Origin of the sequence: Rothia sp. BD8, from assembly GCF_044878465.1 — a bacterium.
In the GTDB taxonomy this organism is placed as follows: Bacteria; Actinomycetota; Actinomycetes; order Actinomycetales; family Micrococcaceae; genus Rothia; species Rothia kristinae.
Window position 1 is genome coordinate 41,380 of the sequence record NZ_JANJES010000002.1, and the last position, 17,799, is coordinate 59,178.

The 17,799-nt window shown below is 71.0% G+C and carries 20 protein-coding genes; 7 read left to right on the forward strand and 13 right to left on the reverse strand.

All coding sequences use genetic code 11. From position 1 onward, the window contains the following. The first annotated feature begins 23 nt into the window (after positions 1–23). The 3 genes from NQ707_RS01775 to NQ707_RS01785 are packed head-to-tail and all read left to right on the forward strand — an operon-like array spanning position 24 to position 3,069. The gene (locus NQ707_RS01775) at positions 24–1,406 is read left to right on the forward strand and encodes a hypothetical protein (RefSeq protein ID WP_058731784.1); all 1,383 of its coding nucleotides are present in this window, start codon (positions 24–26) and stop codon (positions 1,404–1,406) included. Further along, positions 1,406–2,677 (forward strand): ABC1 kinase family protein, encoded by a 1,272-nt coding sequence (locus NQ707_RS01780; protein ID WP_404434447.1) that lies wholly within the window; start codon positions 1,406–1,408, stop codon positions 2,675–2,677. Before NQ707_RS01775 ends, NQ707_RS01780 begins: the two co-directional genes overlap by 1 nt. Continuing rightward, on the forward strand, positions 2,665–3,069 hold the full coding sequence (locus NQ707_RS01785) for a hypothetical protein (protein ID WP_404434449.1): 405 nt from the start codon (positions 2,665–2,667) through the stop codon (positions 3,067–3,069). Before NQ707_RS01780 ends, NQ707_RS01785 begins: the two co-directional genes overlap by 13 nt. Before the next feature lie 35 nt (positions 3,070–3,104). On the opposite strand, the gene NQ707_RS01790 is transcribed toward NQ707_RS01785, so the two are convergent. The 7 genes from NQ707_RS01790 to NQ707_RS01820 form a co-directional block, all read right to left on the reverse strand. Further along, positions 3,105–4,130 (reverse strand): LCP family protein, encoded by a 1,026-nt coding sequence (locus tag NQ707_RS01790; RefSeq protein ID WP_058731782.1) that lies wholly within the window; start codon positions 4,128–4,130, stop codon positions 3,105–3,107. Positions 4,131–4,308: 178 nt separating this feature from the next. Beyond that, entirely contained in the window at positions 4,309–4,569 is a 261-nt protein-coding gene (locus tag NQ707_RS01795) for a type B 50S ribosomal protein L31 (RefSeq protein ID WP_058731781.1), read from the reverse strand. 125 nt (positions 4,570–4,694) lie between these two features. Next, positions 4,695–5,630 carry a TrmH family RNA methyltransferase gene (locus NQ707_RS01800; protein WP_404434452.1) on the reverse strand — a complete coding sequence of 312 codons (936 nt, stop codon included), beginning with the start codon at positions 5,628–5,630 and terminating at the stop codon, positions 4,695–4,697. Continuing rightward, a complete protein-coding gene (locus tag NQ707_RS01805; RefSeq protein ID WP_058731780.1) occupies positions 5,627–6,415 on the reverse strand; it encodes an ABC transporter ATP-binding protein in 789 nt (262 codons plus the stop codon). Before NQ707_RS01805 ends, NQ707_RS01800 begins: the two co-directional genes overlap by 4 nt. A 98-nt stretch (positions 6,416–6,513) precedes the next feature. Further along, positions 6,514–6,966, reverse strand: a complete 453-nt coding sequence (locus NQ707_RS01810; RefSeq protein ID WP_404434458.1) for a hypothetical protein — start codon at positions 6,964–6,966, stop codon at positions 6,514–6,516. Positions 6,967–7,452: 486 nt separating this feature from the next. After that, on the reverse strand, positions 7,453–8,124 hold the full coding sequence (locus tag NQ707_RS01815) for a DUF6318 family protein (RefSeq protein ID WP_404434460.1): 672 nt from the start codon (positions 8,122–8,124) through the stop codon (positions 7,453–7,455). 138 nt (positions 8,125–8,262) lie between these two features. Further along, the gene (locus NQ707_RS01820) at positions 8,263–8,697 is read right to left on the reverse strand and encodes a thioesterase family protein (RefSeq protein WP_129357494.1); all 435 of its coding nucleotides are present in this window, start codon (positions 8,695–8,697) and stop codon (positions 8,263–8,265) included. 150 nt (positions 8,698–8,847) lie between these two features. Here NQ707_RS01820 and serB point away from each other — a divergent pair, with 150 nt between their 5' ends. Continuing rightward, a complete protein-coding gene (gene serB, locus NQ707_RS01825) occupies positions 8,848–9,990 on the forward strand; it encodes a phosphoserine phosphatase SerB (RefSeq protein ID WP_328798555.1) in 1,143 nt (380 codons plus the stop codon). A gap of 55 nt (positions 9,991–10,045) precedes the next feature. On the opposite strand, the gene NQ707_RS01830 is transcribed toward serB, so the two are convergent. Beyond that, positions 10,046–10,789, reverse strand: coding sequence for an SDR family oxidoreductase (locus tag NQ707_RS01830; protein ID WP_058731185.1), 744 nt, complete (start codon positions 10,787–10,789; stop codon positions 10,046–10,048). 113 nt (positions 10,790–10,902) lie between these two features. Continuing rightward, positions 10,903–11,640, reverse strand: coding sequence for a beta-ketoacyl-ACP reductase (locus NQ707_RS01835; RefSeq protein ID WP_058731186.1), 738 nt, complete (start codon positions 11,638–11,640; stop codon positions 10,903–10,905). 206 nt (positions 11,641–11,846) lie between these two features. Here NQ707_RS01835 and NQ707_RS01840 point away from each other — a divergent pair, with 206 nt between their 5' ends. The 3 genes from NQ707_RS01840 to NQ707_RS01850 are packed head-to-tail and all read left to right on the forward strand — an operon-like array spanning position 11,847 to position 13,579. Continuing rightward, on the forward strand, positions 11,847–12,299 hold the full coding sequence (locus NQ707_RS01840; protein ID WP_058731187.1) for a DUF3099 domain-containing protein: 453 nt from the start codon (positions 11,847–11,849) through the stop codon (positions 12,297–12,299). Beyond that, positions 12,290–12,535 carry a hypothetical protein gene (locus tag NQ707_RS01845; RefSeq protein WP_058731188.1) on the forward strand — a complete coding sequence of 82 codons (246 nt, stop codon included), beginning with the start codon at positions 12,290–12,292 and terminating at the stop codon, positions 12,533–12,535. The genes NQ707_RS01840 and NQ707_RS01845 overlap by 10 nt, the downstream gene beginning before the upstream one ends. A gap of 57 nt (positions 12,536–12,592) precedes the next feature. After that, a complete protein-coding gene (locus NQ707_RS01850) occupies positions 12,593–13,579 on the forward strand; it encodes an SURF1 family protein (RefSeq protein ID WP_404434471.1) in 987 nt (328 codons plus the stop codon). A gap of 54 nt (positions 13,580–13,633) precedes the next feature. Here NQ707_RS01850 and NQ707_RS01855 read toward each other — a convergent pair whose 3' ends face one another. The 4 genes from NQ707_RS01855 to sufD all read right to left on the reverse strand — a co-directional run bounded on the left by NQ707_RS01855 (position 13,634) and on the right by sufD (position 17,734). After that, positions 13,634–15,232, reverse strand: a complete 1,599-nt coding sequence (locus tag NQ707_RS01855; protein WP_058731190.1) for an ABC-F family ATP-binding cassette domain-containing protein — start codon at positions 15,230–15,232, stop codon at positions 13,634–13,636. Positions 15,233–15,361: 129 nt separating this feature from the next. Continuing rightward, positions 15,362–15,697 carry a metal-sulfur cluster assembly factor gene (locus NQ707_RS01860; RefSeq protein ID WP_058731191.1) on the reverse strand — a complete coding sequence of 112 codons (336 nt, stop codon included), beginning with the start codon at positions 15,695–15,697 and terminating at the stop codon, positions 15,362–15,364. Continuing rightward, positions 15,694–16,467 carry a Fe-S cluster assembly ATPase SufC gene (sufC, locus tag NQ707_RS01865; protein ID WP_058731192.1) on the reverse strand — a complete coding sequence of 258 codons (774 nt, stop codon included), beginning with the start codon at positions 16,465–16,467 and terminating at the stop codon, positions 15,694–15,696. The genes NQ707_RS01860 and sufC overlap by 4 nt, the downstream gene beginning before the upstream one ends. A 52-nt stretch (positions 16,468–16,519) precedes the next feature. After that, on the reverse strand, positions 16,520–17,734 hold the full coding sequence (gene sufD, locus NQ707_RS01870) for a Fe-S cluster assembly protein SufD (protein ID WP_404434687.1): 1,215 nt from the start codon (positions 17,732–17,734) through the stop codon (positions 16,520–16,522). Between the last annotated feature and the right edge of the window lie 65 nt (positions 17,735–17,799).

The window sequence follows — 17,799 nt, forward strand, 5'->3', positions numbered from 1 at the left end:
AACGGGCATGAAGGAGAACTGGCGTGACGCAGTACGCACTCAATGATCGCGGATCCCTGGAAGTGATCACGGACGACTACTACGACACCGAGATCCTCCGGCTCATGGACAATCTGCGCTTCGACCGGGAGCAGCACCACGACGGGCTGGCCCACCTGGTCCCGGAACCGGACAATCCGCACGCCCCCGGCTCCATCGCGGTGTGGGTGGACGGGCTGAAGATCGCGCGGATGTCCGCCGAGGACTCCCGCCGCTACCTGCCCGCGATCGCCCGCGTCGTGGTCTCCGGGCACGACCCCGTGGTCCCGGTGCGGGTGTGGGCCACGATGCGCGGGAAGGCGGGCCAGGTGCGCCTGGAATCCCGGGCGGTGCTGTCCATCGCCCGGCCGGATCAGCTGTTCCCCCTCAACGCCTGCCCGTCCCGGGCGGCCCTGCTGCCCCAGGGCCCCACCCTGAAGGTGCTGGACGAGAAGGACCACGCCGAGTACCTGCACTCGATCCTCCCGGTCTCCGGGGAAGGCCGGGTGATCCTGACCCTGGAGGCGGATCGGCACCGGCAACCCGACGGCACCGAGACGGACTCCGTGGACGTGCTGCACGACCGGCGGGTGGTCGGGCGCCTGTCCACGCAGATGTCCGAGCAGCTGGCCCCGGTGGTGCGCTACGCCTTCGAGCGGGACAAGCTCACCGCGGCCTGGGGCACGATCCGCGGCAACGCCTTCGAGCTGTCGCTGTCGGTGCAGACCGCTCGCGCCGAGGACCTGACACCTGCCTGGTTCGAGCAGCTGCCCCACGGCCTGCCCCCGCTGGTCCCGGAGCAGGAGCACTACGATCTGGAGGACGCCTACCGGCCCAGCCACGCCGAGAAGCACCCGGAATCCCGTCGCCCCGCCGCTCCCGCGCCCGAGGACCCGGCCCCGTCCTCCCAGCGCGCCCCGCGGCGGGAGGCGCAGCGTCGCCCCGCCCGACGGCGCGCGGGCAGCGCCTCCGCCCCGCGGGCCTCCCGCGCGCCGCGCGCCCAGCGGGGCCCGAATCAGCGGATCGGCTGGCTCATCGGGGTGCTGGGGGCGCTGGTGCTGCTGGCCGGGGTGGTCCTGCTGTTCGTCCGCCCGGTCCTGGGCATCCTGGGACTGCTGCTGGGCGGCTCCCTGGCCTTCTGCGGGCTGTACCTGGCCCGCCTGGACGTCGCCGAGCAGCCGGTGCCCATCCGGCATCCGGCCCTGGACCAGGACCCAGCCCCGATCGAGGAGACGGCTCCCGCCCCGACGGCGTCGGCCCCGCAGACCCAGGATCCCGCTCCGGACGCCTCGGCGGATGCTCCGGCGGCGGACTCCCCCGGCGAGGGCTATGACTGGGCCCCGCAGCGCGCCTCCCGTCGTGCGACCCGGGAGACCGAGGGCGCCTGATGCTGGAGCGCGCCCGCACCCGCACCGACCGCTTCCTGCAGATCGGCGAAGTCCTGATCAAGCACGGCCTGGGGTCTCTGCTGGGCGGGGTGCTCTCCGCCCCGTGGGCCGCTCCCCTGCGGAAGGTGCGGCAGCTGGATCCGCAGCATCGGCACACCCAGGCCGAGCATCTGCGCCTGGCGCTGGAGGAGCTGGGCCCCACCTTCGTCAAGCTCGGCCAGCTCGCCTCCACCCGGCAGGATCTGCTGCCGGAGGATTACACGCGGGAGCTGGCCCGGCTGCAGGACTCCTCCCCGCCGGTCTCCTTCCAGCGTCTGATCGGGCAGTTCGACGGGCAACCGGAGGAGCAGCTGCTGGCCTCCTTCGAGAGCATCGATCCGCAGCCGCTGGCCACCGGCTCCATCGGCCAGGTCCACGCCGCCGTGCTGGACGGGCGCGACGTCGTCGTGAAGATCCGGCGCCCAGGGGTGCTCGCGGGCGTGCACCAGGACCTGGACATCCTCGCCGAGCTGTCCAAGATGCTCTCCCGCTATGTCGGGATCGCCCGCGGCTACGACGTCGTGGAGCTGACCCGGCAGTTCGCTCAGCGCATCGAGGAGGAGCTGGACTACACGATCGAAGGCGAGCACTGCGATCGCTTCGCGGAGTTCTTCGCCGAGGACCCCTGGATCCGCATCCCCCGCATCCACTGGGAGGCAAGCAGCTGCGCGCTGCTCACCCAGGATCGGGTGCGGGGACTGAAGATCAGCGACATCCCCGCGCTGGATGCCGCCGGGGTGGACCGGCACCTGCTCGCGGTCACGGCCACGCAGGCCCTGTGCCGCATGGTCTTCCAGCTGGGCCTGTTCCACGCCGACCCGCACCCCGGCAATCTGTTCGTGCAGCCGGACGGGTCGATCACCGTCATCGACTTCGGGATGGTCGGGGAGCTCTCGGAGCGGTTCCGGGATCGCCTGGTCCCGCTGCTGGTCGGGATCACCACGGGCAATGCGCGCCAGGCCGCGCGGGCGACGGTGCGCCTGACGGCCCGCCCCGAGCAGGAGGTCCGGGCCGCGGACCTGGAACCGGACATGCAGCGGATCATCTCCGGGTACACCGGGCGCAGCCTGCAGGAGCTGAACCTGGCCCAGCTGCTCACGGATGTGCTGCGGATGCTGCATCGACACCACCTGGTCCTGCCCCCGGAGGCGGCGATGCTGGTGAAGATGATCGCCACCGCCGAGGCGCTGGGCACCACCCTGGACCGGGCTTCGACATCGTGGCCGTCCTGACGCCCTATGCGCAGCAGTACGTCCGCTCCCGGCTCAGCCCGGAGATGCTCCTGCGCCGGGCCCGGGAGGCCGCCAAGGAGGCCTTCTCGTTGGGCATGGACGCCCCGGAGTCCGTGCGCCGGGTCCTGGGGGTGCTGGAGAGCGGCGGCTTCGACGTGCACCTGCGCGCCGATGAGCTGGAGGAGCTCATGGGCAAGGTCGAGAAGCTGGGCACCCGGGTCGTGGCCGGAGCCGTGCTGGCGGCGGTGATCAACGGGTCTGCGCACATCGTCGCCTCGGACCCGGGCCGGTTCAAGTCCTGGTATCCGGCGCTGGTCGGGGCGGGGGCCGGCTCCGCCGGGATGATCGGCGGGTACCTGGCCTGGTCCCTGCGCCCGCGCCGACGCCGCTGATCCCCCGCCCCCCCCGGCCCCGCCCCGGTGCGGACTCAGTCCGTCGGGATGGTCTTGACGTAGTCGGCCATGGTCCCGTTCTCCAGGGCCTGGGAGAGCCGGTGGATCGCGTCCTCATCCGGGATGACGATGGACTGCCCGTCCTCGGACCACCCGGTGCCTGAGTTGGGCAGGGTGAACATGGTCATGTTCCGCAGCCCGCTGGGTCCGGCCTTCATGCCCATCGCGACGATCTCGCGGGCCGTGAGGTCCTCGTCCACGGAGACGTACGGGGAGAACTTCTCCACGGCGTCGCTGAGCTTGGTGGGGCTGGAGAGGGTCTCGGGGCTGAGGATCTTCTTCAGGAGTCCGCGCAGGTAGATCCGCTGGTCGCGCACCCGCTGGTAGTCCCCGTCCTGGAAGCTGTACCGGTCGCGCACGAAAGCCAGCGCCTCGTCCCCGTCGAGGGTCTGCTCGCCCTTGCGGAACTCGTGGCCGTCGGCGGTGAAGTCCATGGGCACATCCACCGGCACCCCGCCGACGGCGTTCGTCAGGTCGCGGAAGCCCTGGAAGTCGATCTCTGCGACGTGGTCGATGCGCGTGCCCAGGAGCTGCTCGATCGTCCGCACCTCCAGGGGTATCCCGCCGTAGTTCAGCCCGGCGTTGATCTTGGCTTTGCCGTGACCGGGGATGTCCACCCAGGTGTCGCGCATGATGGACACCACGTAGGCGGCGCCGCCGTCGGAGGGGATGTGCACGAGCATGATCGCGTCCGAGCGCTGACCGCTCACGACCTTCTCGTCCGCCTCTCCTTTGCGGGAGTCGCTGCCCAGGAGCAGGACGTTGTAGGAGCCATCCTCCTTGGGCCGGCCGGCGTCATCCGAGGGCAGCGCCTGGGAGAGCTTGGGCGAGTCGGCGTCGAAGTCGTGGCCGAGCTTGTACAGGAAGCCGCCGACGATCAGCACCGGGATCAGCAGCAGCACCAGCAGAACACCGAGCAGGGTCAGCACCTTGCGCCGGCGCGACCAGGGCCTGCGGCGCGATGGGGTCTCGGGAAGGGCGGATTCCGGGGTGGTGGACATGGGTGCTCCGGTGGCTCGGGCTTGGCGGGGATCGGGTCGATCCCACTGTAGCGGCTCGGGGTTCACCCCGAGATCACCGGCACGGGCCCACCCGGTCGACCGCAGACGCCTCGGGCCGGGGCGCGCTCACCGATCCGGTGAGCACGCCCCGGCCCGAGCCGGTGGTGGCAGTCGCCGCCTACTTGGCGGACTTGCCGAAGTTCTTGAACCGGGCGTTGAAGCGCTCGACGCGCCCGGCGGAGTCCATGATCCGCTGCTTGCCGGTGTAGAAGGGGTGGGACTCGGAGGAGATCTCGACCTCGACGAGAGGGTACTCGTTGCCGTCTTCCCAGGTGTCGGTCTTGGAGCTGGTGACGGTCGAACGCGTCAGGAAGGACTTGCCGGAGGCGAGGTCGCGGAAGATGACCTCGTGGTAATCCGGGTGGATATCGGTCTGCATGGTGTCTACCTCTCGCGGACTGGATTTTGCCAGGCCTGGGGACGCGGTGTCCCGCCCGGTCATCCGGGCGGGCGCCGTCGGAGTCGACGGCGACTCCCCAGGCTACCACGCGACGGCCCCCGCGGTCAGGGGCGCGCGCCGTCTTCCTCGGCGGACTCCCGCGGGCGGGTCTCCCAGAAGGCGACGGCCGAGGCCGCGGCCACGTTGAGGGAGTCCACGGCGTGGCTCATGGGGATGATCACGCGCGCATCCACCGCCGCCAGGGTCTCCGAGCGCAGGCCGTGACCCTCGGTGCCCAGCACCAGGGCGAGTCGCTGCGGGGCGGTGTGCCCGAGCCGGTCCAGGGTCACCGCGTCGTCGCTGAGGGCCAGGGCGGCCGTGGTGAATCCGCGCTCGCGCAGCAGGGACAGGTCCGCGGGCCAGGAGTCCAGCCGGGCCCAGGGGACCTGGAAGACGGTGCCCATCGAGACGCGGATGGAGCGTCGGTACAGGGGGTCGGCGCAGCGCGGGGTGATCAGCACGGCGTCCACGTCCAGGGCGGCGGCGCTGCGGAAGATCCCCCCGACGTTGGTGTGATCCACCACGTCCTCCAGGATCGCGACCCGCCGGGCGCCGTCGAGCACCCGCTCGACCGGGACGGGGGCGGGGCGGCGCATCACCGCGAGGGCGCCGCGGTGCAGGTGGAAGCCGGTCAGACCCTCCAGCACGGCGTCCTCCGCGACGTACGCGGGGGTCTGCGGATGACTGCGCAGCACGTCCGCCAGGTCCTCGGCCCATTTGTCCGACATGAGGAAGGAGAGCGGCTCGTGCCCGGCCGCCAGGGCGCGGCGGACCACCTTGGAGGATTCCGCGAGGTAGACGCCCCACTCGGCTTCCCGGGAGGTGCGCAGGCGCACGTCCGTCAGCCCCCGGTAGAAGCGCAGGTCTCGCAGCACCGGGTCCGCGGCTCGCCCGTCGGCGGCCTCCACCTGCTCGGCGTCGATCCGACGCACCGAGGGGATCGCATCGACCAGCGCCCGCCGGGCAGCCAGCTGGGCGGGGCCGTTCTGCGGGGTGCTCACGGGCGCGCGGCGAAGGCCGTGTGCCGCCCGTCGACGGTGCGCAGCCGCAGCGGGGTCTGGTAGGCGCGGGAGAAGCTGCGGTCCGTGAGGACCTCCTCCAACGGGCCCTGGGCGATGACCCGCCCGTGGCTGAGCAGCAGCAGGTGGGTGATTCCCTGCGGCAGCTCCTCGAGGTGGTGGGTCACCAGGACGCTCGCGGGCGCGTCCGGGTCGGCATTGAGCGCGGACAGACGCTGCACGAGGTCCTCGCGCCCGCCGATGTCCATGCCCGCGGCGGGCTCATCGAGGATCAGCAGCTCGGGATCCGTCATCAGGGCGCGGGCGATCAGGGTGCGCTTGCGCTCCCCGTCGGACAGCGTGCCGAAGGTCCGCTCGGCCAGGCGGGAGATGCCCCAGTCCACCAGCAGCTGCTCGGCGCGGTCGTGGTCGTCGGCGTCGTAGGATTCCCGCCAGCGCCCGGTCACCCCGTAGGCGGCGGTGACGACGACGTCGCGCACCGTCTCCCCCGCCGGGATCTGGGCGGCCACGGCGGCGGAAGTCAGCCCGATGCGCGGGCGCAGCTCGAAGACATCCACGGCCCCGAGGATCTCATCGAGGATGTCCACCGAGCCGCGCGTGGGATGCAGCCGTGCCGAGGCGACGTTCATCAGCGTGGACTTCCCGGCCCCGTTGGGGCCCATCACGGCCCAGCGCTGCCCGGCCTCCACCCGCCAGGTCACTCCGTCCAGGAGGGCGCGGCCGCCGCGCACGACCGAGACGTCGACCAGATCCAGTACAGTGCTCATGCCTCGACCCTAAGCCACGGCGCGCGCACCGACCCAACCCGGTCCGCGGTTCGGGTCGGCCGCCCGCAGAGGGACTCTTCTCCGATCCCGCCAGGGTCTCAGCATCCCCAGGCACGGGGGTTCGCGGAGCAGCCGTCCTGAACCCACCCGGATTTGGTGCGCCACACGCTCACCGTCTGCGGTTGCGACGGGAGGGTCGCGGTACCCTCGACCGGCTGCCACTCGCCGTCCCCCACCCGGTACTCCCCGCGGAACTCGGTGGAGATGACGATGGCGTAGTCCCCGGTCTCCCGGTACTGGTGGGAGGTCGAGGTGGGGGTGTCCCAGCTGTTCTCCGGCAAGGCGCGCCCGGGGTCGGTGGTGGGGCCGGTGGTGGGGCCGTCGCCGTAGTCGAAAGTGTAGGAGACCGGGGTGGCCCGCACCCGCACCGGCTGCCCCAACAGGGTGACCTCCAGTTCCTGGGGCCGGCTGTCGACGTAGATGTTGGTGTGGTAGTTCTTCAGCGTGTTGGGGCCGGGCTGGATGCTCACGGTCCCCGGGTGGATGGGCATCTTCTTCAGATCTTCGGCGGTGACGGTCGGGGTCGGCGGTGTGGTGACTCTTTCGGCGGCGTCTTCGGGGGACTGGGAGCCGGGAGACGCGCAGTATTGCGTTCCCGTGGACTCCCATTCGCCGCCTGATTTGAGGCGACGAAAGACTCGATGCAAAACGCCACGACCTCCATCGGGTCTAGCGCAGGGTTGCATGCGTCTCCGGGCACGTCCTCCCCGGGCCTCGGGCATCCGTAGTGTGCGAAGTATTCATAAGGGTCCTCCGGGATCTCATCGACAGAACCTCCTCCTTGGTCACCGCCGGATGGAGGCTGGCTCCCTGGTTCGGTCGGCCGTCCTCCGGGTTGGGTCTTCTGCCTCTTGATGATGAGGGAGCCGTTTCCATCGATCCACCCATCATCAGCGGACTTCTCTGCGAAGCTCGGGGGCAACGCGAACGATGAATATAAAAGGAGCGCCATTGCGATCAAGCACAGCCTTTTCCACTTACTCCGGATCGCCATAATCAACATCCTGGATGTGGTTGAATCCGCGGAACTTCCATTGGTCCTTCTCCCACGAGAGGACGGCAGTCATGGGTTGATTGTTGAAGTCTCTCCCGGGAGTGTCATGCTCGTGTCCTGATGGGGAGTACACCCCACCACTGAGTCGGTTGAGACGCACGTAGAGTTCCTGGTATTGGGGGTCGACCTTCTCCAGGGGCTGCGGCTCCAGGTAGATCTGCTGCTCCGTGCCCACGCTCCACTTGCCCTCGCGGTAGTACCGCTCGTAGTTCTCCATGACCTTGGTGAACTGGTCGTTGTCCGCCGACATCGCTTCGCGGACGTACTGCGGGTCCCCGGTCTGCAGGAGGTAGTTCAGGGAGTCCGCCCAGTACTGGAGGAAAGCTCTCGCCCCGGCGTCGGTCTCCTCCTTGCCCACGTCCGGCAGACTCGGCACCGGCACATTGCGGGCCGGGTGCTCCGGCGTCGCCTTCTCGTACCCGGTCGAGGACGCCGACGCAGAGGCGCTGGCGGAAACCGAGGCGCTGGCCGATGCCTGCGGATCCGCGGTGCCGACCACCTCACCGCTGCTCTCACCCCCGCAGCCGGACAGCAGGAGGGCGCCGGCCAGGACCAGCGGCGCCAGGAATGATGCGGGACGGTGCGAACGGGCCACGGGAGCCTCCGGGTGCTCGAGGGTCAGACGAGGATCATGCGATGTGAATCACTCAGGTCCCCCGAGACTAGCCCATCCCACGCCCCGGCCGGAAGGTTGTCCACAGCTCCGGGGGGGCGACGCCTCCGCACCGGCGACTCAGTCCAGCCGCGTCGGGTCCTCCGGGTCGAAGCTGCCGTAGCGACCGAGCAGATCCCGCTCCCGCTCGCTCAGGGCCGTGGGCTCACCGGTCTCGGCATCGACCATGACCATCACCGTCAGGCCGTCGAAGGCCACCCGACCGTCCTGGATGCCGCGGCAGGTGATCGTGTACGAGCTGCGGCCCACGCGCCCGACGCCGAGCTCCACGCTCAGCTGCGGCCCGTAGACGACGGGGCGGCGGTAGTTCAGCTCCATCCGCGCCACGAGCGTCGGGCGATCCCGCACATCGGTCCGGTCCCAGGCCTCTCGGAGCCACCGGATGCGGGCCTCCTCGATCAGGGTGATCACCCGGGCGTTGTTCACGTGCCCCAGCAGATCCTGATCCGACCAGCGCACCTCGGGGGTGCACACGTACGCGGGATACTCGGCCATGACGTCCTCTTCCGACGAACCACCCGCGGGCATCCGAGGACGCCGGCGGCTTTCGATCACCGTACCGCCGCCCGGACGCCAGCCGCACCCGCGACCGCTCTCCGATCCCCCACCGACGGTCCCTCTCGGCACGGCACCTACGATGGGGACATGTCCGACCCCCGCCGTCTCATCGCCTTCTCCTCCCGTCCCCCGTCCGAGGAGAACCGGTCCTCCTCCGCCCCCGCCTCGGCCGCGCCGCCGCTGGGGCAGCTGCCCGTGCCAGCACCCGGGGAGAGGACGGAGGCCGTGCCCGGGCTGCTCGGATCCCGTACCCGGCCCACGGCGCTGGTGCAACGCGCAGCCGCCGCAGGAATCGGCCTTCCGGCGGGGGTCGAGGAGATCCACGTGCCGCCCCTTCCCCCGCGCGACGGCGGCACCTCCGCTCGCCGGGGACCCCGCCAGGCCCCCGGCCCCGGGTTCCGCGTGCTGCGCTGGCCCCCGACGCTCGCAGCCGATGCGGAGTCTTCCGCTCACGGAGCCGCCGCAGGGTCGGAAGCTGACGTGAACCTGGAGGTCCCGGACCCCGGCGTCGAACGGGTGCAGAGCGTCCTGGACGCCCTGGATCCGCAGGCGCGCTGGCAGGTCATGGCCGTGCCCGCGCTGCCGGAGGGCACCCCCCGACTGGTGGTCACGGACGTGGACTCCACACTGATCGGCCAGGAGGTCATCGACGAGCTGGGCGCCCGCGCCGGGGCCCGCGAGCGGATCGCGGCGATCACCGAGCGGGCCATGCGGGGGGAGCTGGATTTCGCGGCCTCCCTGCGCGAACGAGTCGCCGCCCTGGCGGGCCTGTCGGCCAGCGTGCTGGAGGAGGTGCGCGAGGACCTCGTCCTGAATTCGGGGGCGCGCGAGCTGGTGGCGCGGCTGCACGCCCGGGGGGATCGGATCGGCGCCGTCTCCGGCGGCTTCTGTGCGATCCTGGATCCCCTGGGTGCAAGCCTCGGGCTGGATCGGACCCTGGCCAACGGCCTGGAGATCGCCGACGACGGGTCCGGACCCCGCCTGACCGGTCGGGTGCTCGGGCCCGTGGTGGATGCCGCGGCCAAGCGCCGCGCCCTGACCGCCTGGGCCGGGGAGCTCGGCGTCGCCGAAGAGGCGACGACGGCGATGGGCGACGGCGCCAACGACCTGCTCATGGTCGAGGCCGCCGGACTGGGCGTCGCCTACTGCGCCAAGCCGACCCTGGACGCGGCAGCCGCGGCACGGATCCCCGTGCCGCGGCTGGATGCGCTGCTGGCGCTGCTGGGCTGAGCGCGACAGCACGGGTGCCGCCGATCCGGGACCGGCGGCACCGAGGCGGCGTCGATCAGTCTACGAAGCCCTTGGCCCCGCCGACCAGCTCCACGTGGCCGGTGGGAACACCGGCCGTGACCATCGCGGCGACCTCGGAGGCGAACTCCTCGACCGAGTACAGCTTCCCGGCCTCCGCCCGACGGGCCTCCAGCGCCCCGGGGCGAGCCCGGTTGAGCAGGGTCGCGGTGACGGTGCCCTCGATCATGTCCCCCGAGACGACGACGAAGTCGATGCCCCTCTCGGACAGCTGCGGGATCTCCTCGGTGAGGGCGTCCTCTCCGGCGCGCTTGGAGCGGGCGACGGCCTCGTACTCGGGCATCGTCTCGACCTCGCGGATGAAGTGCGCCTGGTGGCTGGTCACGTACACGACCCGACCCCCGGGGCGCATCACGGCGGCGGCGGTGCGCAGCACATCCAGCTGCGCGTCGCGGTTCAGCCGCAGCGCGTAGTCCTCCCCCAGATCGGTCTCCATGCCGCCGGAGGCGTTGAGCACCAGCACGTCCAGGCCCCCGTAGGTCTGCACCGCCGTGTCCACCAGGGTCTGCACGTCCTCGTGCTTCGTGACGTCCGCTCCCACGGCGACGGCGCGGCCCCCGGCCTCCTCGATCGCCTGGACCACCTTCTTGGCCCGCGGGGCCTTCTGCCGGTAGTTCACCACGACGCCGGCGCCCTCGGCGGCCAGCAGCTTGGCCGTGTCCGCCCCAACCCCCCGCGAGGAGCCGGTGATGATCGCGGACTTCCCGTCCAACTGTCCCATTGCTTCGTGTCCTTTCCTCGATGCCGCACCCGGGCCCGCCTCGTTCAGGCGGGCCCGGCTCGCGGCGGATGATCGGTGCGCGGGTCCCCCGGAGGGGATTCCCGCGATGTGTCTCAGTGGCCCATGCCGAGCCCGCCGTCGACGGGGATCACGGCTCCGGAGATGTACCCGGCGTCCTCCCCGGCCAGCCAGCGGACCACGCGCGCGACCTCCTCGGCCTGCCCGTAGCGCTTGGCGGGGATCGCCTCGAGGTACTTCTGCTGCGTCTCCTCCGGCAGGGCGTCGGTCATCTCGGTCTGGATGTACCCGGGGGCCACGACGTTGGCCGTGACGTTGCGCGACCCCAGCTCGCGGGTCAGGGAGCGGGCGATGCCCACCAGCCCGGCCTTGGAGGCCGCGTAGTTCAGCTGGCCCGGGGAGCCGTAGAGCCCGACGACGGAGGAGATCAGGATGACGCGACCGAACTTCTTCCGCAGGAACCCCTTGGCCGCCCGCTGCACCACCCGGAACGCGCCGGTGAGGTTGGTGTCGATGACCGCGGAGAAGTCCTCCTCCTTCATCCGCAGCAGGAGGGTGTCGCGGGTGATCCCGGCGTTGGCGACCAGGACCTCCACCGGGCCGAACTCGGCCTCGATCTCGGAGAAGGCCCGGTCCACGGAGGCTGCGTCGGTCACGTCGGCCTGCACCGCGAAGAAGCCCTCAGGCGCCTCGCCCGAGCGGTAGGTCACGCAGACCCGGTGCCCCTGCTCGCGGAAGGCCTCGGCGATGCTGCGTCCGATCCCCCGGTTGCCGCCGGTCACCAGCACGGTGCGGGGGGTCGTGGCGGGTTCGTCGGGGTGCTCGATGCTCATCGGGGTCCTTCCCGGGATGCGGTGGATGGAATCGCCCCCATCCTAGCCGAGGTCCCCTCCGGCCCGCCCGGTGGGATCCGGGACACCGGCCCCTGCCGATCGGAGCCGGAGGTGACACAATGGGCACGGTCATCAACCCAGCGGGTCCCCCTCTCCATGAGCACCGGGCGGGCGCCGCGATCATCCGGTGAGGAGGGCGGTGTCCCATGTCCGAGGCCACGACGTCGCGCTCCCGCGCATCCCGCCGGGAGGAGCCCGAGGCGTACTCCATCACCGGGGCGCAGGCCCCGCACAGCCAGGGCGTCGAGACGCGGATGCGCCGCTACGCGCTGAAGATGGCCCTGCGCCTGGTGTGCATCGTCCTGGCGCTAGTCACCGACGGCTGGATCCGCTGGACCTGCGTGGGCGCGGCCATGGTGCTGCCGTGGGTGGCGGTGGTCCTGGCCAACGGCAGCGATCGCGCGGAGGTGCGCGACGTCTCCGCCTACACCGATCCCGCGCCGCGCCCCCTGCCCTCGCCCGATCTCTCCGGGGATCACGCGAGCACGCCGCGGGAGGACGTCATCGAGGGCGAGTTCCGCGAGGGCCCGGGCGCCTCGCCGACGCGCGGAACCGGCGGGGACGGGCCGGATCCGCGCAAGGGGCGGTCATGGACCTGACCGACCTGCTCGGCGTCGGCCGGGAACCGCCCGCACCGGAGCGGCCCGTGTGCTCCCGCCGCGGGTGCACCGCCCCGGCCCGCTGGCGCCTGGAATGGAACAACCCGAAGATCCACGCCCCCGAGCGGCGCAAGACGTGGCTGGCCTGCGAGGAACACCGGGAGCACCTGGCGCGATTCCTGCGGGCCCGCGGATTCCTGCGGGACATCCGCCCGATGGACGCCCCCGACGACTGACGCCCGCCCTTTCCCCTCCCTTACCCTTTCCCGATCCGAGAGGAGCCCCTGACTTCCGTGTACCGATTTCTCGTCAGCGGCCGGTGGATCGCGGGCTTCCTGGTCTGCGTGCTGTTCTCCCTGCTGTGCGTGTACCTGGCCGGCTGGCAGATGGACCGCAAGGAGGCCCTGGATCACCGCAACAACCTGATCAGCGAGAACTACGACGCCCGCCCCCTGGAGGGCCAGGCCGCGCTGGAGCAGTTCGAGCGCTTCGATCCCGACCGGCAGTGGACCCCGGCCCGCGTGCAGGGGCGGTACCTGCCCGAGCACCAGGTGCTGGTGCGCAACCGCCCGCACGAGGGCGCCGTCGGCTTCGAGGTGCTGGTGCCGCTACGCACCTCGCAGGGTGAAATCGTGGTGATCGACCGCGGCTGGGTGCCCGCCGGGGACTCCAACGCGGCTCCGGCCCAGGCAGTGCCCGTCCCGCCGTCGGGGACGGTGCAGGTCACGGCCCGGCTGCACGCGGGTGAGCCCTCCACGGACCGCTCCGCCCCGGCCGGGCAGATCCAGTCCGTGGACCTGCCGGACTACGCCCGGAAGACGGGACTGGATCTGGCCGAGGCCGCCTACGGGATCATGGCCTCGGAGGATCCCGCCCCGGCCCAGCGGCCGCAGCAGCTGTCCGCCCCGGAGCAGAGCGCCGGACCCAACCTGTCCTACTCCCTGCAGTGGTACTCCTTCGCGGTGCTGGTGTACGTGGCCTACGGCTGGTGCGCCCGGCAGAAGGTGCGCAACGATCGCCTGGATGCCCAGCTGGCCGAGGAGCTGCAGCGCCGGTTCCGCAGCTACTACGCCGAGGACGGCACCTACATCGGCACCGAGGACGAGGCGGTGGTGCGCCGTCAGATGGAGATGATCGACGACATGCCCCCGCACATGAAGTCGATCGTGCGCCCCAAGCTCGCCAAGGCCCGCAGCCGTCCGACGGACGCCGAGGAGGAGGACGCCCTGCTGGACGCGATGGCCCGCTCCCGCGACGCGGACCCGGTGGATCGCGACTGAGCCGACAGAGCCGACGGCCCCGACTCCGACCCGGGACCGCCCCGGCCCGCCGGCTCAGGCGAGACTGATGAGGTCCTGGTACTCCTGGGACCAGTGGTCCTCCACCGCGTCGGGCAGCATGAGCACCCGCTCCGGGTTCAGCGCCTCCACCGCGCCCTCGTCGTGGGAGACCATGACGATCGCGCCCTCGTAGGTCTTCAGCGCGTTGAGGATCTCCTCGCGGCTGGCCGGATCCAGGTTGTTGGTCGGCTCATCCAGCAGCAGCACGTTGGCCGAGGAGGCCACCAGGGTCGCCAGGGCCAGGCGGGTCTTCTCCCCGCCGGAGAGCACCCCGGCGGGTTTGGCGACGTCGTCCCCGGAGAACAGGAAGGATCCGAGGATGGTGCGCACCTGGGTGTCCTGCAGATCCGGTGCGGCGGTGCGCATGTTCTCCAGCACGGTGCGGCTGCCGTCCAGGGTGTCGTGCTCCTGGGCGAAGTAGCCCAGCTTCAGCCCGTGCCCGGGCTGCACCTGGCCGGAGTCCGGGGCGGACACCCCGGCGAGCATGCGCAGCAGGGTCGTCTTGCCGGCCCCGTTCAGGCCCAGCACCACCACGCGCGAGCCGCGGTCGATGGCCAGGTCCACGTTGGTGAAGATCTCCAGGGACCCGTAGGACTTCGACAGCCCCTGGGCCCGCAGCGGGGTCTTCCCGCAGGGGGCCGGCGCCGGGAAGCGGATCGCGGCCACCCGGTCCTGGGCCTGCTCCGGCTCGACCTCGCGCATCAGCCGCTCGGCCCGCTTGATCATCTGCTGGGCGGCCACGGCCTTGGTCGCCTTGGCGCGCATCTTCTCCGCCTGGGCCATCAGGGCCCCGGCCTTCTTCTGCGCGTTGGCCCGCTCCCGCTTGCGCCGGGCCTCGTCCTGCTCGCGCTGGGCGAGGTAGTGCTTCCAGTCCATGTTGTATTCGTCGACCACGCAGCGCATGGCGTCCAGGTACAGCACCTTGTTGACCACCAGCTCCATCAGGGCGACGTCGTGGCTGATCACCAGCAGGCCGCCCGAGTAGGTGCGCAGGAACTCCCGCAGCCACTCGATCGAATCGGCGTCGAGGTGGTTGGTCGGCTCGTCCAGCAGCATGGTGTCAGCACCCTGGAAGAGGATGCGGGCCAGCTCCACACGACGCCGCTGCCCGCCGGAGAGGGTGGACAGGGGCTGGTCCAGGACGCGATCGGGCAGGTCCAGGTTGTGGGTGATGGTCGCGGCCTCGGATTCGGCCGCGTACCCGCCGCCGGCGATGAACTCGGCCTCCAGCCGGTCGTAGCGGCGCAGGGCCTTGGCCCGCACGGACTCGTCCTCGCTGGCCATCTCCTCCTGGGTGCGCCGCATCCGGGAGACGACCCCGGCGAGGTTGCGGGCGGAGAAGATCCGGTCCCGGGCGGACTGGGTCATGTCCTCGACCTTCGGGTCCTGCGGCAGGTAGCCGATGGACCCGGAGCGGGTGACCTCGCCGTCGGCGGGCAGGGTCTGCCCGGCCAGGACCTTGGTCATCGTGGTCTTGCCGGCGCCGTTGCGTCCGACCAGCCCGATCTTGTCCCCGCGGTTGATGCGGAAGCTCACATCCTCCATGAGCAGTCGGGCGCCGGCGCGCAGTTCGAGGTGGGAGACGGTCAGCAAGGGCTTACGGCCAGCCTTTCGGTTGCGGGAGTGGGATGGGGCGAGACGAGGGGCCGGCGGGCCCACAGGCGCCCGCCGACCCCTCATCCTAGCGGCGTGCGGTCACCGCGTCGGGTCGGTGCCGCGGGATCAGATGTTGAAGCCGAGGGCGCGCATCTGGTCCCGGCCCTCCTCGGTGATCCGCTCGGGACCCCACGGCGGCATCCACACCCAGTTCACGTGCCACTGGTCGATCAGCGGCTCGAGGTTCTGGGCGACCTGCTCCTCGATGACGTCCTGCAGGGGGCAGGCGGCGGTGGTCAGGGTCATGTCCATGACCAGCGCGCCGTCCTCCTCGTTCCAGCGGGTCCCGTACAGCAGGCCCAGGTCCACGATGTTGACCCCGAGCTCCGGGTCGATGACGTTGGCCAGGGCGTCCTCGATCTCCTGGTCGGAGGGCCGCCCGGCGGGTGCGGTCTCGGTCATGCCTGGGCGGCCTCCCGGTTCTGGAGGTAGTTGACGTAGCCCTCCTCCTCCAGGCGCTCGGCCAGCTCGGGCCCGCCCTGGTCGGCCATCTTGCCGTCCACGAAAACGTGGACGAAGTCGGGCTTGATGTAGCGCAGGATGCGCGTGTAGTGGGTGATCAGCATGACGCCCATGTCGTTGGCGTCGTGGGCGCGGTTCACGCCCTCGGAGACCACCTGCAGGGCGTCGATGTCCAGCCCGGAGTCGGTCTCGTCCAGGATCGCGAACTTGGGCTTGAGCAGCTCCAGCTGCAGGATCTCGTGGCGCTTCTTCTCGCCACCCGAGAAGCCCTCGTTGACGTTGCGGGTCACGAAGTCCGGGTCGATCTTCAGCTGGCCCATGGCCGCCTTGACGTCCTTGGTCCAGGTGCGCAGGGCCGGGGCCTCGCCGTCCACGGCGGTCTTGGCCGAGCGCAGGAAGTTGGACATGGTCACCCCGGGGATCTCCACCGGGTACTGCATGGCCAGGAACAGCCCGGCGCGGGCGCGCTCGTCCACGGACATCTCGGTGACGTCCTCGCCGTCGAGCAGGATCTCGCCGGAGTCCACGCGGTACTTGGGGTGCCCGGCGATGGTCGAGGCCAGCGTGGACTTGCCGGAGCCGTTGGGGCCCATGATCGCGTGGATCTCGCCGGAGTTGATGGTCAGGTTCACGCCCTTGAGGATGGGCTTGGTGTTCTCGTCATCGAGGATGACCGAGACGTGCAGGTCCTTGATTTCCAGAGTGGACAAGGGATTCCTCCTTGGGAAGGGAAGTCGGTGCGGGCCGCACGGGCCCGAGGGGTCAGTTGTCGCTGATGGCCAGCTCGTCCTCGAGGGCGTCCATGAGCCCCTCCTCCAGCTCATCCACCCGGATCTGCTGGATGATCTCGTTGAGGAAGCCGCGCACCACCAGGCGGCGGGCCTGCTTCTCGGGGATGCCGCGGGCCATGAGGTACCACAGGTGGTCGCCGTCCAGCTGACCGGTGGTCGAGGCGTGCCCGGCGCCCTCGATGACGCCGGTCTCGATCTCCAGGTTCGGCACGGAGTCGGCGCGGGCGCCGTCGGTGAGCACGAGGTTCTGGTTCTTCTCGTAGCTGTCGGTGCCCTCGGCCTCCTTCTGGATCAGCACGTCCCCGACCCACACGGTGTGCGCGTCCTGCCCCTGCAGCGCGCCCTTGTAGAGCACGTTGGAGGTGTTGTTCGGGGCGTTGTGGTCCACGAAGGAGCGGTGCTCCAGGTGCTGGCCGGCGTCGGCGAAGTACAGCCCGAACAGCTGGGCGTCGGCGCCCTCCCCGGCGTAGCGGACGTTCGCGTTCAGCCGCACGATGCCGCCGCCGAGAGTCACGTTGACGTGGCGGTAGTGGGCATCGCGCCCGACCTGCGCGTCGTGCTGGCCCACGTGGATCGCGGAGTCCTCCCACAGCTGCAGGGAGATCACGGACAGGCTCGCCCCGTCGCCGACGATCACCTCGACGTTGCCGTTGTGGTGGGCGGTGCCGGTGTGCTCCAGGACCACGGTCGCGTGGGAGTTCGGCCGCGCCTCGATGACCAGGTGGGAGTTGGCTCGGCGGCCCTCGGCCTGTCCGCGCAGGCGCACGGTCACGGGTTGGCTGCGCTCCTCATCCTGCGGGATGACCAGGTGGGTCGCGGACTCGGCGTTGGCGGAGCCGACGACGGCGGCCCGGTCGGCCGGGCGCAGCACGGTCCCGCGCGGGGCCTCGGTGCGGCCCAGGGCCGGAGCCTGCCAGGCCTGCGGGGCGTCGACCTCGATCTGCAGGGCGCCGTCCTCGGTGGGGGCGTCGGCGAAGACGGGGGCGAGCTTCTTCACCGGGGTGAAGCGCCATTCCTCCTCGCGCCCGGTGGGCTCGGCGAAGTCGGCGACGTCGTGGCTCCAGGGCCGCTCGGCCCGGGAGTGCATGACCTGGGACCCGGGCTGCCCGGCGTTGGCGGACTTGCGCACCCGGATCGTGTCGTCGGCGGTCAGCTCCGGGGAGAGCTTCTCGCCCTCCTCGCTCATCCCGGGGATGGCCACCCGGGACTCGCCGGTGTGCACGCCGTCGACCTTCTCCGGTTCGGCGGCGG

Excerpts from the sequence above, each read along its gene's own strand:
- NQ707_RS01780 (WP_404434447.1), top strand. The coding sequence starts at position 1,406 with ATGCTGGAGCGCGCCCGCACCCGCACCGACCGCTTCCTGCAGATCGGC.
- NQ707_RS01790 (WP_058731782.1), bottom strand. The coding sequence starts at position 4,130 with ATGTCCACCACCCCGGAATCCGCCCTTCCCGAGACCCCATCGCGCCGC.
- NQ707_RS01795 (WP_058731781.1), bottom strand. The coding sequence starts at position 4,569 with ATGCAGACCGATATCCACCCGGATTACCACGAGGTCATCTTCCGCGAC.
- NQ707_RS01805 (WP_058731780.1), bottom strand. The coding sequence starts at position 6,415 with ATGAGCACTGTACTGGATCTGGTCGACGTCTCGGTCGTGCGCGGCGGC.
- NQ707_RS01810 (WP_404434458.1), bottom strand. The coding sequence starts at position 6,966 with ATGCCCATCCACCCGGGGACCGTGAGCATCCAGCCCGGCCCCAACACG.
- NQ707_RS01820 (WP_129357494.1), bottom strand. The coding sequence starts at position 8,697 with ATGGCCGAGTATCCCGCGTACGTGTGCACCCCCGAGGTGCGCTGGTCG.
- serB (WP_328798555.1), top strand. The coding sequence starts at position 8,848 with ATGTCCGACCCCCGCCGTCTCATCGCCTTCTCCTCCCGTCCCCCGTCC.
- NQ707_RS01830 (WP_058731185.1), bottom strand. The coding sequence starts at position 10,789 with ATGGGACAGTTGGACGGGAAGTCCGCGATCATCACCGGCTCCTCGCGG.
- NQ707_RS01835 (WP_058731186.1), bottom strand. The coding sequence starts at position 11,640 with ATGAGCATCGAGCACCCCGACGAACCCGCCACGACCCCCCGCACCGTG.
- NQ707_RS01840 (WP_058731187.1), top strand. The coding sequence starts at position 11,847 with ATGTCCGAGGCCACGACGTCGCGCTCCCGCGCATCCCGCCGGGAGGAG.
- NQ707_RS01845 (WP_058731188.1), top strand. The coding sequence starts at position 12,290 with ATGGACCTGACCGACCTGCTCGGCGTCGGCCGGGAACCGCCCGCACCG.
- NQ707_RS01860 (WP_058731191.1), bottom strand. The coding sequence starts at position 15,697 with ATGACCGAGACCGCACCCGCCGGGCGGCCCTCCGACCAGGAGATCGAG.
- sufD (WP_404434687.1), bottom strand. The coding sequence starts at position 17,734 with ATGAGCGAGGAGGGCGAGAAGCTCTCCCCGGAGCTGACCGCCGACGAC.